Below are 16,183 nucleotides of genomic sequence, written 5' to 3' on the forward strand. Positions count from 1 at the left end.
AAATATGCGTATCTGTTGCTGTTATTTATATTATTGTGGAAGCTTTATAAACTAATAGGTTCCTCGAAGGTGATATAAGGTTAAATGCTGTTTTAATGTATTAAGATCACAATCACCAATATAATAAAGGCGATGTTTCGTACCTGTAATATGACTTGGTAATAAAGTAAAACTGCTATCACTAAAACGACCTTGGCACTCAAGTTGTGGTTCAACAAATAATGCCGGGCAGTCAGTGTCGAGTTCTAGCCAAATAGTATCGTTGTCTTGATGCCATTCTGTATTAATGGTTGGATTTTGTAGTTGTGCGTGTTTAAACAAGCATGGGTAATGCGTATTTTCAGTCACACTGCCATCAGCGCAGGTTAAGCTGACATGGTAAAATACCTGTTTCGTTTCAGTCGTGGTTAATATGTCTTCTGTTTGCCATATAATGTCACTGCTGTCGGTAGCTAATTGGGTGTCTAGCTGCCATGTGGCGAGGACATTCCCTTGCCAATCTGCCTTGATCACTGTTCCGCTAATTGGCATTGGTTGATGATGATCATTAACTACATGCAGTGTTAGAGGTTGTTGCGGCAGTTGAATAAATGTCGCCATCACTGGGGCAAAGAAACGTTTTGCGTGATGATGGAGTTGTTTCCAACGCCCAGTATATTCAATGCTTGACCATGAACTCACAGGCCAGCAGTCATTGAGTTGCCAATAGAGAATACCACGGCAATGTTGTTTATGGGCGCGCCAAAATTCAGTCGCGGTTTTAATGGCGATTGCTTGTTGTACTTGGCTTAAATACAACATGTTGGCGAAACCCACGGGAAAACGGAAATAGCGAGTAAACATTTCAGTCATAATGCTATTACCACGACCGTTCTTTTGATGTTGTTCAAATGTCGGCGAGGTGACATTCCAATCTTCACTATCGGCAAAGGTTTTTACCGTTGGCAAAGATGGCCATGATTGATAACCAAATTCCGAACAAAAACGTGGTTTAACACTGTGGTAGGCATCGAACGATTTACCTGAATGCCATACATCCCAGAAATGCATATCGCCACGGTTATCGTCATGCCATGCATCGCCAAAATCGAGTTCGCCATTACACGGTGAGCTTGCCCAAAAATGACGGCTAGGATCGTACTGTTCAACCACTTGTTGCAGCATGCGATTTAAACGGTCGTAATTCACTACGTATTTTTCGCGGTTGTGTTTAGATTCATCATACCAGCCAATCGCGCCAATGACTTCGTTATCACCACACCATAATGCCAATGAAGGGTGATCCGCTAGGCGTTTTACTTGATCAACAATTTCTAATTCAACATCAGCTAAAAACTCAGGGGTTGATGGATACAAGGCACAAGCAAACATCAGATCTTGCCACACTAATAATCCGAGTTCGTCGCACAACTCATAAAAAATATCATGCTCATACATGCCACCACCCCACACACGGATCATATTCATGTTGGCAGCGACTGCATCTTCTAATAGTTGACGATAACGTGCAGGGGTTTGACGGCTGGGTAGGGCATCAAGTGGAATCCAATTAGCACCTTTGGCGGTGATCGCATTGCCATTAACCACAAATGTCATTGCACTACCAATAGCATCGGTTTGTGTATCTAATCTGAGTTCACGCAGCCCAAGTTTTTTGGTGATGGTATGGTTGTTAAGTGTAACCGTTAATGGGTATAGCGGCTGCTCGCCATAACCAGCAGGCCACCATCGCTGTGGATTTGTTACAATCATTGTGGTGGAAACGGTTTGAATGTCACTACTGATGTTATCTATGGTGATAGTGCGTACTTGCTTATCAAAGTTGATTTCAAGTACTTGCTCCGTACTGCCCCCCAGTATTTCATAATCAATGTTAACGGTGACTTCACAATCGCCATTAGGTAGCCATGCTTGTTGGGTTCTAACATGGTGTAAGCGAGTGTCATAAACAGGGGTGAGTGTCAGTGAGTTATATACTCCAGTTGATAATAAACAAATGCCCCAATCCCAGCCTGCATGACATTGGGTTTTACGCAGAGTATTCATGTGTGGAATTTGATTATTACCGACAGCCCATGGCACAGGAAACGGCAATTTTTCTGCACGTCGTTGTGCTTCACTATCATTACGCGCTAATACAATACTGATATGGTTCACACCCTGTTGTAGGTAGGGCAGGATATTAACGTGGTAATGACGGAACATGTTGCTACAGGCTAACACTTGAGTTCCATTGATACTTACAATAGCCATGGTATCAACAAACGATAAATTCAAATCGATAGCGGTTGCAGTTAGTTGCTCGGTTGTAAGAGTAAAGTCTGTTGTTAGTTGCCACTCACTTTCACCGACCCATTGAATTAATTCTTCATTACAACCGAAATAAGGTTGTGGCAGTAAATTCGCTTGAATGAGTGCTGAATGTACATCGCCAGGCAGTGCGCATGGAATAGAAATATGTGAATGCTGTGGGGAAGTGAGTAGCCACTGACCATCTAATGAAATATGCGACACGTGAGACTCCTGTCAACTGCGCGAATAAAGTATGAGTGTATTACGCTCGTAAAAAAATTAGCAGTGGACAAAAGGTATTGTAACTGGACTTATGTACCCAATTGATGGATATGTGACCGTGTTAAATACTCGGGGTGAGTAATGTAAGCATTGTACTTGATTCATAAATGACATCGAATTTTAAGGGTTTCGATGTCATTTGTTTTATGTGGCGATAAACCTTAATTCAAGGTGATTTTTAGTGTGTAATTTTGAGTTGAGTTACGTTTGCTGATGGCGTGGTATTCGCCAATACTAAGATGGTATTGACCAGTGAAAGGTAAAGTATAAGTATCACGCTGATTAGGATTAGTTGAAATTGAAGATATATCAACAGCGTGTTTCATTTGTGGATGCTTGATAGTCACCCATAATTTAGCACTATCTGTTGTTACTAAGGTAGTGATTTTCTGGCCTTGATGGCCGTAAAAATTAAAGTCATTAGTAACATCATTATGAATGACGCCAGAATATTGATAGCTATGGATCTGTTGAGAAAACGGAATTGATAATGGTGATTCCATTGCCGATGTTGTATTAGCAAAAGCAGAGAAGCTAAGGTTACATGCGCAAAGAACGATCAAGGCTTGCAGTGATGTTTTCATTTATGTAATAAACCATTAAAACGTATAATTTTATGCTTATCCGCTTTAACCGAAATAGGCAAATATAGAATATAAATATTCAGTTGTTAGCCTTATTTTTTAATGCACACGGTACTCTGTTGGTGTCTTACCTGTTTTACGTTTAAAGACACGACAAAAGTAATTAGAGTCATGATAACCGCAGCGATTTGCTACTTCTTCTAAACGGAAGTTATAGCGTTTTAGCATGAATTTTGCGCGCTCTAAACGTACCCAAGCGATATAATCGGCAAATCGCATGTGGCCTTCTTGGCGAAATAAACGCGAAAGGTGATTAGGTGAAATATTAAACCTTTCAGCAACGGTGTTACGATTAATATTACGATGAAAATTTTCTTGGACGTAAATACAAATACCTTTAAATAAATCTTGGCTACGGCGAGTACAGTCAGCCGTTGGCATTTCAATCATATCTTTGCAGTAACAAAGCAAGGCCATTAATAGGAATTTATCAGCAGGTTGTTTTTTCTTTTCATGGGTTAAGCTTGATAGCGCATTGAGAATATGATCGATGGCATGACTACTGCGTTGCGGCACACTGTATTTCTGAACATCATAAAAGCCTTCCTCATGTTCACGCTTACTGACTAAACTAAAACCAAGTTGACTCTTGCCAAACAATAAACTTAATACTGAACACTCGTGTTGCCAATCTGGTTTATTCCACGCATTGGCAGGAATAAATAATGCTTCGCCCACACCAAGCGTGATATCTGCTACATTTGATTGTTGATTATCAAAAGTATTGGCATAGCGGCCTTTAAATACCAGTTCAAGTCGTGGAAAGTTAACTTGATAACTCGATTCAAGCGGTGGTAGAGAGTCCCCGGCAAACCAAATGTTATTTAAAGATTCAAAATCAGAAATGGCGCTATCAAGTAAATCAATAAAAATATTATGCATGTCTTGCGTCTACTTATTGTTATTTTTCATGGACGTGGACTAACTAATACAGGCCACTAAATGCATCCTATGTGTGAATATGTACATTATCATTTAGCTGGTGAGTGGATGCGATATAATGCTTTTGGAAGTGTTATCTTGATGCCAGTTTATTTTGATGATGAGGCTGTTTTAGCTGTTATATAAAAAACCACCTTAAATAACGTGATCTAAGGTGGCTTTATTCAAGGGGGAAATCATAAGGCACGCATTAAATTGTGCCTTATTTCATGATTAAGCTTGAGCTAAATGCGCTTCAATTTTATCCATGATTTGTGGTGCTTTCTTCACGGCGTCTGCCACACCTACACGGACAATTTTCTTTCCTGCAAAACGCTCTTCGTTTTTAATAGCGATATCTTTCGTTAGAATAATAATATCAGCGTCAGCTACTTCACTCATGGTGATTTCGTTTTCGATACCGATAGAGCCTTGTGTTTCAACTTTAACATCCCAGCCTTTTGCTTTTGCAGCAACTTCTAGTGCTTCAGCAGCCATGTATGTATGTGCAACACCTGATGGGCAAGAAGTGATAGCTAATAGTTTCATGTGAATCTCCAAATTTGTTATTTAATGCGATTAACGCGTTGATAAATGAATGCGATGTTATTAATCAAAACTTAGGTCTAGGTCATCAGATGCAGCAGTTTGTGCTTTATCTTCTTCACGGTCTGCAATTGGCTTTTTAAGGAAGTTAACCATGAGTGCCGTTGTTACAGAGCCCGCAATGATAGCCACGATGTAGAAGATACGACCATCAACAACTGGAAGTACAATCAGACCACCCCAAGGTGCGTGGTTTAGGACACCGAACAAAAATGCTGTGACGTTACCAACGATACCACCGACAACGATTGATGGGATTACACGTACTGGGTCAGCAGCAGCGAACGGGATTGCACCTTCAGTGATACCGATACAGCCCATGATGCCAGCCGCTTTACCTGCTTCACGCTCTTCATCAGAGTAACGCTTAGGTGATAGAAGTGTTGCAAGGAACATACCTAGTGGCGGCACACAGATAGCAACACCTACACCACCCATTAACCATGGTTGAGTACCTACTTGAGTTTGAGCAAATAGGGTTGCTACTTTGTTGATTGGACCACCCATATCAAAGGCTGTCATACCACCTAGAATGGCACCTAAGAAAGCTTTAGATGTGCCAGCCATACCTTGTAGCCAAGTGTTCATGCCTTCCATTGCCATTGCAATCGGTGCACCGATAACCCAGATAACTAGACCTGAAACAATGAACGTACCACCAATAGGAAGAATGAAATAAGTTGAGATGGCTTTTAGTTTGTTAGATAGCGGAATACGTTTTAGTTGTAGTACTACGTAACCGGCAATGAAACCGACAATGATGGCCCCGATGAAACCGGCGTTAACTTGGTTTGCAAGGTAAGCGCCAATCATGCCAGGTGCAAGTGCTGGGCGGTCAGCGATAGAGTAGGCAATGTAGCCACCTAGCACTGGTACGAATAATGTGAAACCTGCGATACCCATATCCCAAAGGCCTTCAAGGAAAACACCTTGAGGTACAGCACCTTTACCACCTAACATAACTGATAGGGCAAGTAATACACCACCAGCAACAACGAAAGGTAACATGTGACTAGTACCAGTTAAGAGGTGCCGCTTTAGTTGTGATAATTGGTTTTTCATAAGAATAACTCCATTTCGTTATGACGATGTTGGCCACGGATAAGGACAAAAACATAACAGGTTTAAGATGGCGGTAAGCCGTTTTGTTGGAGCTATTATGGGTGGCAGAAGCTATTCTCGATATGGGATAAAGCGCGCATTTACTGGACATTTGTAACCAGCCAAATGAGATGTGATTTAACTCTCAGGTTGAAGGTCAAGATAAGGAGATCTAGCGCACAGAACAGGTGCTGATAGTGTTTATTTTTGATTGCAGTAACAAGAAAAGCGCTTTATGCAGGGAATTATAGGGGACTTGAGTGCTATAAACGTTTGATGAAGGTGGATTAATCTAACCGTAATCGATATTGATCCGGTGTGGCGCCTGCATATTTTTTAAATAAGGTAATAAACGGTGAGGCTTGGTGATAGCCCAACGTTAACGCCGTTTCGTTGACTGACATCCCTTGACGCAATAAATGTAACGCATAGATAAATTTACGTCGTTGCCGCCATTCCGTAAAACTGATGCCTAATTTATTTTTATAGTGGCGTGCTAATGTACGTTCTGTAGTATGTAGCTGTTGTGCCCACTGAGTGAGTGATAAATTATTGGTGGGATTATGTTCTAATTCAATCAAAATCGGTTGTAGTAATTTATCTTCGCTGGTGGGTAGAAATTGGTCGTGTTCTTTACATAATAAAACTTGATCAAATAATACCGCAATTAAGCGTTTATCTTGTTCTGTTGTTGCGATCATAATCTGACGTTGGCGCAGATCCTCAATAATGGCGGTTATGACATCCGTCACTTCAAGTAAGCAAGGGTAAGTTGGCAGTTGATCAGAGAGTGGAGAGCAAACATTCATTGAACAGTAATTAAGGCTACGACGAATGTAACTTTTATGTTCAACCATTGCAGGTATCCATAAAGCATAACGAGGCGGCGCTAAAAAACGATTATTGTGAGTACTGAGTTCAATAATACCATTAGTGACAAGATGTAGCTGACCCCAGTAATGGCTATGATAAAGAGTACTGGTATCGGGTTCAAAAACTTCATGGACAAAAAATATATCATCAGGTGGATTATTATTATCGATTATGGGGTTATAAATAATAGGCATTATGAATCCAAATGATGTTATTGATTTTTGAGTATATCAGCCTCTAACCGAGTGATGAAAGAATCGTATCGCAAATAGCTATCTAATCATTCAAATACAATAATCTGGGGTTCAATGATGAACCCTGAGTGACAAAATGGTATTATCTGCGCCCGTTTTACCCCGTGACTCTTGGATAACTTAATGAATTTTGATCGTATTGTCTGTTTTGACCTCGAAATGTGCTGTTGGAATGATGGCCGCACATCACGTACTGGTGAAATTATCGAAATTGGAGTGGCGGAACTGGATTTAAATACGGGCCGTATTGTGCGACGAGCGCAGCATTATGTAAAACCTGAACATGATGAAATATCACCGTTCTGTACTGAATTAACAGGTATTAAACCTGATCTTATTGAGAAAAATGGCAAGCCATTAGCGACTATTTTACGTTCTATTGAGCAGAAATTTGGTGGTCGACATAAGATTTATGGTGCTTGGGGTCATGATGATCGTATTTTAAAGAAAGAGTGTGCTGCAAAAGAATTAAAAGAACCTTTTCGTGAGTATTTAAATTTAGCAACATTATTTAAATTACAACGCCATGTGACTAATAAGCGCTTAGGGCAACGAGCTGCAATGGAAATCGCTGGTGTAGCTTGGGAAGGGCGTCAACATTCTGGTTATGTTGATGCGTATAATCTAGCGCGATTAGCGGCAACGATGTTTTGCGAAAAAGAGACATTGTCGAACGTTAAATAGTCAGCTGTTAGCCTGCAAATAACTTCAAATTTAAAACCCTAAGCATATTACTTGTGATAATAGAGTAAGGTGGTTAGGGTTTTGTCGTTTTCATCCATAAATGTCCGACTAAGCATTTTCTATGTCTGGTTACGGATATATGTTTCTTATAGGAAGTGACAAAATAGCGTTGTTCTCTATTTCAATGTCTCTCTTTGAAATAACTGTTTTATCTAAGGCTGAAGATGTTCTATTTATTACCTTTTTTTACTGTGGCGATTTGGGCCGGAAATGCGATTGTCAACAAAATGGCATTTAGTGTTATCGATCCCGGTGCTATATCGTTTTATCGTTGGTTTTTTGCTTTAGTTGCGCTGACCCCTTTTTTAGCTAAGTCTGTTTGGCGTGAACGAGCTATTATTAAACCGTATTTAAGCAAGTTAGCTTTTTTAGCTTTACTTGGCATGGTATTGAACCAATCGTTAGGGTATTTTGCTGCTGCAACGACGAGTGCGACAAATATTGCATTAATTATTTCACTCGTCCCATTAGTGAGTATGTTTTTAAGTGTGCCATTACTTGGCCAACGTTTATCACCATTTGCACTTATTGGTGCCGTGTTATCACTGAGTGGGTTGGTTTTGATGTTAAGTCATGGCCATATTACTAATTTGATCAGTCAGGGAATTAAGCAAGGTGATGGACTAATGTTGCTTGCTGCGGTGGTGTACGCGTTATATTGCGTGTTACTAAAACGCTGGAAAATGCCGATTTCAAATTGGCACTCAGTGTATGTTCAATGCCTGTTTGCAGTGATGATGCTAACTCCTTTGTTATTGAGCAGCCATCGTATGGCTATTACAGCAAGCGCTGCGCCTTTAATTTTGTATGCGGCATTATTGGCATCAGTATTGGCGCCTTGGTTGTGGATGCAAAGTATCGAGCGTTTAGGGGCAGATAGAACCGCAATGTTCATGAACTTATTACCTATCATGGCGGCATGTATTGCGAGCGTCATGTTAGGAGAGCAACTACATAGCTATCATTATATCGGTGGCATTATGGTGTTATCAGGTGTGGCAATGGCACAAAAACGCGCTAAAATCAAAAAATCTGTCGAAGCGGTTACGGCATAATTACACACAATTGCATCTCAAATATATAAATAAAAATGCCGCAGTGAATACTGCGGCATTTTTTTAGCGTCACGTTTTTATAAGGATGTGACGATTTAGATAAACACTAATAGTGGCGAGATACAGAGCAAGATACCAGTGATGATAATAAGGTTTGTTGCTGTGCCTTTATATTGATGTAAATGTGGTACTTGATACACTAAATATGCTGGAATTAAACAACCTACAATACCGAATATTGGTGAACAAATAGATGTAAACGATAGGATAGGTAAGTTTAAAGCAACCGCGCCCCATGCAATTAAAATAATAAATACAGTGGTAAGCTTATTCACTAGATTGGTATTAATATTACTTGGTTCAAATTTGCGCTCAAGTAGATTCATGGCTAAGCCACGGCACGCTTCTTTAAAGGCAAGGAAGACACCAAAAAATGAAGTCACAACGGCAAAGATGTTGATAACGATACCAACAACGGTTGCAGAACTACCTGGGAAGTAATGCGCAATCATTGCGAGTGCTGAAATATTTAATTCCATCGCATGTTTAGCTTCTGTCTGACTGATGGCAAAAGTAAACGATACGGCAAAGAAAAACACGATCACAAAGAGAATGGTAAACGCAATTTTCATCGCACGAGTCGCTTTATAACGCGCAACCTCAATGGATTTTTCATGTGAACGGTAAGAAATAACCATTGGGCTCAATGACTGAATAAACAGAATTGATGTGAGGGTAAATGGCAATGTAATAATGGCATTTTTCAACATTAAGCCCCAATTTTCAACGGGAGTAATATTGGCGAGGCTCCATTGAGGGACTAATAATACCCCCATAACAGCGACTAACAGTAAGACGGTGACGGCCATAAAGCCTGATATTTTAAATAAGATTTTTTCACTTTTTGAACCGATATAACTGAGTAAGCTAATCAGTGCTAATCCATAAAAAATATTATTATTAAGATGGGTTTTCGTTACACCAAAAGAATGTAGATATGAGGCACTATCATTGGTCACGGTTAATGCATAGACCAAGACCCAAATCACTAACATTAAGAAATAAAGAATACCTAACGCAATTCCCCAATTTTTACCTAAATAACCAGAAATAACACCAGGATAATCAGTGCATTTTTTTGATTCAGCCAAAGTATTGATAAAGAGCTTTTGGAATAAGTACATGGCTGGATAACCAATTACAGCTGAAAGTAAAAATACCCATAAACCCATGACACCGACTTGGACAGGTAAGAATACGATACCAGCACCAACAGCCATGCCGATACTCATTACAATCCAACCGATGTCAACATTGTCAAATTTAATTGCTTGTTGCCATTGTTCTTGTGTCATATTGGCACGAATATGCAGAGGCGTATTCGCTGTAGAAGGGGAATTATTGACTGTTTGGTTCATATTAATATCAGCCTTGAATGATTAACCTAAACACAGTGTTTGGCTTATTATTTTGGTGGCAGGATCGCCAATCTAGTTCGCGTCTTTCTAGCAATATAAAGCAACTAAATTATAACGAAAGAGAAGCTAAAAAGAGTGCTTATGGCTCATGCATTTGGCTTTAACTTTATGTTATTTAAATATTTTAGAACCACTTATCAGAAAAAACTGATAGATAAAACGCACTCAATGTCGTTATAACAAAGGTAGGATAGGGCGATTTATTTATGTCAATAAAGTGGTTTGCCTAATAGTGTTTACGCTGTTTATGGAGGGAATTATCACGCTATTATAGTGGCTTTTAAATAACCAGAAGTAATATTTTATAACTAAAAAGAATATCAAAGGGTGGGAAAATGCTATTTTTACTGTTTTTTTCTTATGATCTAGTAAATAAGAAAATATAGTCCTCTAGATTATAATAAAAAAGCAACTGAGTTATCTGGCTTTATCTATATATCTAGAGGATTTATCCACAAGTTAGCGGTATGTATGGTTATTTATTAATCATGATATCAAGGATCTGAACATCAGTTTGTGTCATTGAACCATTCGCTAACGCTGAAAGGTTACGAATAGTACTATCAACGTCGTTCGCAACAATACCTTCATTACCTGTAACACTAAAGCCATCAAGTGCCATTAATGCAGATTTTATGGCAGAGCCTGCAGATGACGATACTTTCATTGCACAACTGGTTTTTGCACCATCGCAGATCATGCCTGCGATATCACCAATCATACTGTTGATTGCGGCGCTAATTTGTTGAATATTGCCACCGAGTAGCCATGTCATACCAGCAACAGCACCCATTGATGCAGTGGTTGCACCACATAAAGCAGATAATTTGTTTTGATGGCTTTTAATATAAATTGCCATCAAGTGTGACAGCATTAAAGCACGAATCAATTGTTCGTTAGTCGCCTTGATAAATTCAGCGACGACTACCACTGGCATGGTCGCTGCAATACCTTGATTGCCTGAACCTGAATTACTCATCGCCGGTTTCATGGCGCCACCCATACGAGCATCAGAAGCCGCTGCAGTACGCAGTAATACGTCGGTTAATAATCCCGTTGACAGCAAACCGCGATCAATATTACGTTGAAAAGTTGCGCCCACTTGAAGGCCATAGTTACCCGCTAAGCCTTCAATCGAGAGTGCATTGTTGAGCAGGTAAGCTTGCTCAATAAAACTAATCTCTGCTAATGGTGCTTGCGTTGCGAAGTCAAAAATATCTTGAGCACAAGCATCAGTGAAAGGATTGGCATTAACTTTTTCTTTGACCGAATGAGTCGTATTTTTTGGATCAGCAATGTAAGTTGTTATTCCGTCTTCTTCTATTGCAAGTATGTGAGTGTGGCTATCAGCAATAGTGACGCTGGCAGAACGATCGCCACTAAAAACGGTGACTTTGGAATACAGAATATTACTGACATCCGCAACACTAATTGAAACTAATTTTTTATCAAGCATTGCTTTTGCAATAGCAACATCTTCAGGAGTGAGATTTTTTAGAACTTCTAATTGTGCTTGACTGTCGCCAGCAATAGCACCGGCTGCCGCTGCTATTTCCAATCCAACCATACCCGTTCCAGGAACCGTTACACCCATACCATTTTTCATTAAATTAGCCGATACGAAAGCGTCGATTCCGGTAATTTGTTGGTGATTAATATTGAGTTTATTTACGGCAATTGCTGCTGCTAATGCAACGGATACGGGTTCAGTACAGCCAAGAGCAGGTACAACATCGCGTTTTACAACATCAATAAATGCAGGCCAAAGTGTATGTTTCATTGCAATCACCTAATGCTCTATATCAAAGAGTCAAAAATTACGGATAAAGCAAATTGAAATATTTGCAGAGTCAATAATCAGTTAAAAGTATTTTTTTGTTCGTGCCGCTGAGTATACGACTAGTTGTAAAGAAAAAAATTGTATAATCATTACTTATAGTAAGGTTAATTGGAATTATTTTCTATTAATTTGCTACTGTATGGCATGTATGTTATGTTTATCACAATTTTAAGGGTAATATTTTTCATCTCTACGATGAGGGATTTTTATGGTAGTTAGATATAGCCTATTTAAAAAATGAAAAAAAATCAGTTTATAGTGGCGGGAAAGGCTAGTTTTTAGGTATCATCCATGGGTAAAGATTACAGAAAGGTTGAAGATAATCACTTCAGCCTTTTCTTTTTTTTGAGAACGTAAACGTTTGCGTGGCGGTGGTGATAACTTACAGCCAGTAGTAACGGTTTGAAACCAGTAAATTATAGGAAGACATCATGTCTGCTGACAATACATCCAATCCCCAAAGTTCATCAACTCACGGTTTAGATCGTTATTTTCAAATATCGGAGCGTGGTAGTAGTGTTAAACAAGAAGTTATTGCAGGATTAACGACCTTTTTAGCAATGGTATATTCAGTCATTGTTGTGCCAAGCATGTTAGGTGCTGCTGGTTTTAACCAAAGTGCCGTTTTTATTGCAACCTGTTTAGTTGCTGCTTTTGGTTCGTTATTGATGGGATTGTGGGCAAGATTACCAATGGCTATCGGTTGTGCAATATCACTCACAGCCTTTACCGCTTTTAGCTTAGTACTAGGCCAAGGCGTCAGCATTCCGGTGGCTCTTGGCGCCGTATTTTTAATGGGCGTATTATTTACTCTCATTACAGTGACAGGTATTCGTGGCTGGATCATGAGAAATATGCCAACGGGAATTGCACATGGTACTGGTATTGGTATTGGACTGTTTTTGTTATTGATTGCTGCTAATGGAGTGGGTTTAGTTATTAAGAATCCGCAAGCCGGTTTACCCGTAGCTTTTGGTCATTTTATGTCATTACCTGTGATTATGTCATTAGTGGGGTTAGCGGCCATTCTAGGACTTGAAAAACGCCGTGTTCCCGGTGGTATTTTATTGGTTATTATTGCTATTTCTATCTTTGGTCTCATTTTTGATCCTAATGTGAAATATCATGGTTTCTTTGCTTTACCTACGCTGGGCGGGGACGGCTCTTTAGTTGGATCTTTGGATATTATGGGGGCACTTAATCCTGTGATTCTACCGACAGTATTAGCACTAGTTATGACAGCTATTTTTGATGCGACGGGTACGATTCGTGCAGTAGCAGGACAAGCGAACTTATTGACTGAGCGTGGTAATATTATTAGTGGTGGCAAAGCGTTAACGGCAGATTCAGTAAGTAGTATTTTTGCTGGCTTTGTAGGTGGCTCTCCTGCGGCTGTTTATATTGAATCAGCTGCGGGTACTGCTGCAGGTGGTAAAACAGGTCTAACGGCAACAACCGTTGGATTGCTATTTGTGCTGATGTTGTTTTTAGCACCACTCAGTTATTTAGTGCCTGCTTACGCAACGGCACCCGCTTTAATGTATGTGGGCTTATTGATGCTAAGTAATGTAAGTAAACTAGATATGAACGACTCTGTTGATGCGTTATCTGGATTATTATGTGCTGTCTTTATTGTTTTAACGGGCAATATTGTGACTGGCATTATGCTTGGTTTTGTAAGCTTGGTTATTGGACGTATTGTGTCAGGTGACTTTAAACGTTTAAATATCGGTACGGTTATTATTGCTATCGCATTAGTGGTGTTTTATGCCGGAGGCTGGGCTATTTAAGCTGATTTTATTCGTTAGTTAACTATTATTAACCCGCGTACTAAACGCGGGTTTTTTATATTTAAATTTATTTGTTTTATGAATACGTACGCGTAAAATCTTTCAGTATATTTCTACTGCCATGACGTTATTTTTGATGAAAAAAACACTATTAGCTTTGATTGTTGCGACTGGGTTTAGTCAGGCGGTTAATGCCTGTACCGGAATAACATTAGCAACGACAAGTAATGATCATATTCAAGCTCGTACTATTGAATGGGGCCACAGTAATCTTAATAGTAAATTGATTATTGCACCTCGTAATTATTCCTACACATCTACCATGCCTGATCAAAAGCAAGGGCTAACATGGACGAGTAAATACGGTTTTGCAGGTATCTCGGTCAGTAATGATAAGTTTATAGCTGAAGGGATTAACGAAACAGGGTTAACTGCGGGATTATTTTATTTTCGAGGTTATGGTTCATTAGCGACTTATGATCCAGAAAAGACGGCCAATAATATTACAGACATGGATTTTGTACGATGGATGCTTAGTCAATATTCCACTGTTGCAGAAGTAGAAGCGGCATTGAGTAAGATCAAGATAGTGACAGTATATTTTGATGCAGATGGACAGCCATCGCCGACGGCACATTGGCGAGTCTCTGATAAACAAGGTAATAGTATCGTGATTGAAATTATGGATCACGGCAAGATTAATATTTATAACAATACAGCAAAGGTATTGACCAACTCTCCTGATTATAACTGGCAAGTCACTAATCTTAATAACTATATTAATTTGCATCCTGGTATTAGTAAGCCACAACAAATTAATGGTGTTACAGCTCAATCTTTTGGTGTTGGTTCTAACTTTGTTGGCTTACCTGGAGATATTTCACCGCCATCACGTTTTGTTCGTGCAGCGTTTTATGTCAATAGCGCACCAGTACTAAAAACGGCTCAACAGGCAGTATCACAGGCATTTCATATTTTAAATAATTTTGATATTCCGATTGGAAGTGAATTTAATGATAAAGCCCATATACCTGATTTACCAAGTGCGACTCAATGGACATCAGTGATCGATCAGAACAACGGTGATCTATATTATAAAACTATGTATAACAGCACGATTCGCCGAGTTGATTTAGCTTCATTAAATTTCAATGCAAAACAAGAATATAAACAACCATTAGATAGTGGGACATTTAACTATCAAGATGTAGTTATCAAGTAGTAACGGTAATAGCGGCTGAAAAACATGTGAATGAGCAATGTTATATAATATATCGGTTGCTCATTCCTGCTGGTTACCGACTTTGAGCGTTATACATAAACCAGTAATAATGTTTAATAACCAAATTTGATGAGTTGTAACGATCAATAATGAAAACTTGCTTTACGATATCTGTATTTATGATTGTTTTTGAGTGAATTGATGCATTATTGAAATGTTATCAAAATAAGACGATATGATATTTCTAATATTGATAAATAGATTATTTTATTTAACATCAATACGTTATTATTATTTTGTAGCGAGTAACTAACAATAAAAAGCAGAGCTAATTCGTTTTATTAAGACGAACAGAGAAAGTGATTTTTCATGCACTCTATTTGTGTATCTAACGTTGCAATTTACATGGGATGACAATTAATTTAATACTGGTAGATTTAAAAAAAATGAGTTGCCTTAGGGTTTTTTCATTATTCTATTTTTATTAAGCGTTGAGGTTAACCATGAAAGTCGTTATTGAAATTTTAGAGTCAGGTACATACCGCGATCAAGCTTGGGAAGGAACTTTCTTATCAACGAAAGGTGAATTACGTGCAGTTACACCGTCTTATGCAGCACAGTTGATCGGTCAAGAGAAAGCGGCACTTTATCTTGATAATAATGGAGAAATGAAATTTGCATAAAAACCAATACGGTAGCAAAAACTAGAAATGGCGTTTCTATTAATTAAATAGAAACGCCATTTTTTTTGATTGTGTTTTCGCTTATTTACAATGTAAATTCTATATTAATCAATTGGTTGTTTGAAATTTATCGTGTCAAAATATGGGGATGATATTATTGCTGTCATGGACGAAAGATCATCTAATACGACTAATTGTTGCTGGTGATCAATAATTAATATAATGCATTCTTCACGGTTATGATTATAAAACGTATCATATGCACACCGATAATATGGCTACCATCATTTAACGTCAGCTCAATGTTCAAATGATGCATACATGCTTTTTCGATATAATCATTTTGATGACAACTTAGCATTTTATTATCCTTATATAATTCATGACGATATGAATTA

13 protein-coding genes and 1 pseudogene are annotated in these 16,183 nt (G+C 38.8%); 5 read left to right on the forward strand and 9 right to left on the reverse strand.

Annotated features, from left to right (window positions below):
- Window positions 1-51: 51 nt before the first annotated feature.
- The 6 genes from VXS03_RS04670 to VXS03_RS04695 form a co-directional block, all read right to left on the reverse strand.
- The gene (locus tag VXS03_RS04670) at window positions 52-2,514 is read right to left on the reverse strand and encodes a beta-mannosidase (protein ID WP_327762256.1); all 2,463 of its coding nucleotides are present in this window, start codon (window positions 2,512-2,514) and stop codon (window positions 52-54) included.
- A 221-nt stretch (window positions 2,515-2,735) separates the two neighbouring features.
- Window positions 2,736-3,158, reverse strand: coding sequence for a hypothetical protein (locus tag VXS03_RS04675; RefSeq protein ID WP_327762257.1), 423 nt, complete (start codon window positions 3,156-3,158; stop codon window positions 2,736-2,738).
- 99 nt (window positions 3,159-3,257) lie between these two features.
- The gene (locus VXS03_RS04680; RefSeq protein ID WP_327762258.1) at window positions 3,258-4,100 is read right to left on the reverse strand and encodes a helix-turn-helix transcriptional regulator; all 843 of its coding nucleotides are present in this window, start codon (window positions 4,098-4,100) and stop codon (window positions 3,258-3,260) included.
- 273 nt (window positions 4,101-4,373) lie between these two features.
- Window positions 4,374-4,688 carry a PTS fructose-like transporter subunit IIB gene (locus VXS03_RS04685; protein WP_080156461.1) on the reverse strand — a complete coding sequence of 105 codons (315 nt, stop codon included), beginning with the start codon at window positions 4,686-4,688 and terminating at the stop codon, window positions 4,374-4,376.
- A gap of 60 nt (window positions 4,689-4,748) precedes the next feature.
- Window positions 4,749-5,807, reverse strand: a complete 1,059-nt coding sequence (locus VXS03_RS04690) for a PTS fructose transporter subunit EIIC (protein WP_327762260.1) — start codon at window positions 5,805-5,807, stop codon at window positions 4,749-4,751.
- Between the two features lie 326 nt (window positions 5,808-6,133).
- Window positions 6,134-6,913 carry an AraC family transcriptional regulator gene (locus VXS03_RS04695; RefSeq protein ID WP_327762261.1) on the reverse strand — a complete coding sequence of 260 codons (780 nt, stop codon included), beginning with the start codon at window positions 6,911-6,913 and terminating at the stop codon, window positions 6,134-6,136.
- Window positions 6,914-7,096: 183 nt separating this feature from the next.
- Between VXS03_RS04695 and VXS03_RS04700 the strand changes: the two genes are divergently transcribed.
- Together VXS03_RS04700 and VXS03_RS04705 are read left to right on the forward strand one after the other, a co-directional pair.
- On the forward strand, window positions 7,097-7,657 hold the full coding sequence (locus tag VXS03_RS04700; protein ID WP_327762262.1) for a 3'-5' exonuclease: 561 nt from the start codon (window positions 7,097-7,099) through the stop codon (window positions 7,655-7,657).
- A 224-nt stretch (window positions 7,658-7,881) separates the two neighbouring features.
- Window positions 7,882-8,772 (forward strand): DMT family transporter, encoded by an 891-nt coding sequence (locus VXS03_RS04705; RefSeq protein ID WP_327762263.1) that lies wholly within the window; start codon window positions 7,882-7,884, stop codon window positions 8,770-8,772.
- 95 nt (window positions 8,773-8,867) lie between these two features.
- Here the strand turns inward: VXS03_RS04705 and VXS03_RS04710 are convergent, their stop codons facing one another.
- Entirely contained in the window at window positions 8,868-10,190 is a 1,323-nt protein-coding gene (locus VXS03_RS04710; protein ID WP_442957417.1) for a hypothetical protein, read from the reverse strand.
- 535 nt (window positions 10,191-10,725) lie between these two features.
- The gene (locus VXS03_RS04715; protein WP_327762264.1) at window positions 10,726-12,030 is read right to left on the reverse strand and encodes an L-cysteine desulfidase family protein; all 1,305 of its coding nucleotides are present in this window, start codon (window positions 12,028-12,030) and stop codon (window positions 10,726-10,728) included.
- Window positions 12,031-12,521: 491 nt separating this feature from the next.
- Here VXS03_RS04715 and VXS03_RS04720 point away from each other — a divergent pair, with 491 nt between their 5' ends.
- The 3 genes from VXS03_RS04720 (at window position 12,522) to VXS03_RS04730 (ending at window position 15,785) form a co-directional block, all read left to right on the forward strand.
- Entirely contained in the window at window positions 12,522-13,880 is a 1,359-nt protein-coding gene (locus tag VXS03_RS04720; protein WP_327762266.1) for an NCS2 family permease, read from the forward strand.
- A gap of 136 nt (window positions 13,881-14,016) precedes the next feature.
- The gene (locus VXS03_RS04725; RefSeq protein ID WP_327762268.1) at window positions 14,017-15,102 is read left to right on the forward strand and encodes a choloylglycine hydrolase family protein; all 1,086 of its coding nucleotides are present in this window, start codon (window positions 14,017-14,019) and stop codon (window positions 15,100-15,102) included.
- 503 nt (window positions 15,103-15,605) lie between these two features.
- Window positions 15,606-15,785 carry a hypothetical protein gene (locus VXS03_RS04730; RefSeq protein WP_327762269.1) on the forward strand — a complete coding sequence of 60 codons (180 nt, stop codon included), beginning with the start codon at window positions 15,606-15,608 and terminating at the stop codon, window positions 15,783-15,785.
- Window positions 15,786-15,889: 104 nt separating this feature from the next.
- On the opposite strand, the pseudogene VXS03_RS04735 reads toward VXS03_RS04730, so the two are convergent.
- A pseudogene (locus tag VXS03_RS04735) lies at window positions 15,890-16,146 on the reverse strand (Rho-binding antiterminator).
- Window positions 16,147-16,183 lie beyond the last annotated feature (37 nt).

It is taken from the genome of Photobacterium sp. S4TG1 (genome assembly GCF_036040035.1).
GTDB lineage: Bacteria > Pseudomonadota > Gammaproteobacteria > Enterobacterales > Vibrionaceae > Photobacterium.

Excerpts from the sequence above, each read along its gene's own strand:
- VXS03_RS04725 (WP_327762268.1), top strand. The coding sequence starts at position 14,017 with ATGAAAAAAACACTATTAGCTTTGATTGTTGCGACTGGGTTTAGTCAG.
- VXS03_RS04675 (WP_327762257.1), bottom strand. The coding sequence starts at position 3,158 with ATGAAAACATCACTGCAAGCCTTGATCGTTCTTTGCGCATGTAACCTT.
- VXS03_RS04695 (WP_327762261.1), bottom strand. The coding sequence starts at position 6,913 with ATGCCTATTATTTATAACCCCATAATCGATAATAATAATCCACCTGAT.
- VXS03_RS04680 (WP_327762258.1), bottom strand. The coding sequence starts at position 4,100 with ATGCATAATATTTTTATTGATTTACTTGATAGCGCCATTTCTGATTTT.
- VXS03_RS04720 (WP_327762266.1), top strand. The coding sequence starts at position 12,522 with ATGTCTGCTGACAATACATCCAATCCCCAAAGTTCATCAACTCACGGT.
- VXS03_RS04715 (WP_327762264.1), bottom strand. The coding sequence starts at position 12,030 with ATGAAACATACACTTTGGCCTGCATTTATTGATGTTGTAAAACGCGAT.
- VXS03_RS04705 (WP_327762263.1), top strand. The coding sequence starts at position 7,882 with ATGTTCTATTTATTACCTTTTTTTACTGTGGCGATTTGGGCCGGAAAT.
- VXS03_RS04685 (WP_080156461.1), bottom strand. The coding sequence starts at position 4,688 with ATGAAACTATTAGCTATCACTTCTTGCCCATCAGGTGTTGCACATACA.
- VXS03_RS04690 (WP_327762260.1), bottom strand. The coding sequence starts at position 5,807 with ATGAAAAACCAATTATCACAACTAAAGCGGCACCTCTTAACTGGTACT.
- VXS03_RS04700 (WP_327762262.1), top strand. The coding sequence starts at position 7,097 with ATGAATTTTGATCGTATTGTCTGTTTTGACCTCGAAATGTGCTGTTGG.
- VXS03_RS04730 (WP_327762269.1), top strand. The coding sequence starts at position 15,606 with ATGAAAGTCGTTATTGAAATTTTAGAGTCAGGTACATACCGCGATCAA.
- VXS03_RS04710 (WP_442957417.1), bottom strand. The coding sequence starts at position 10,190 with ATGAACCAAACAGTCAATAATTCCCCTTCTACAGCGAATACGCCTCTG.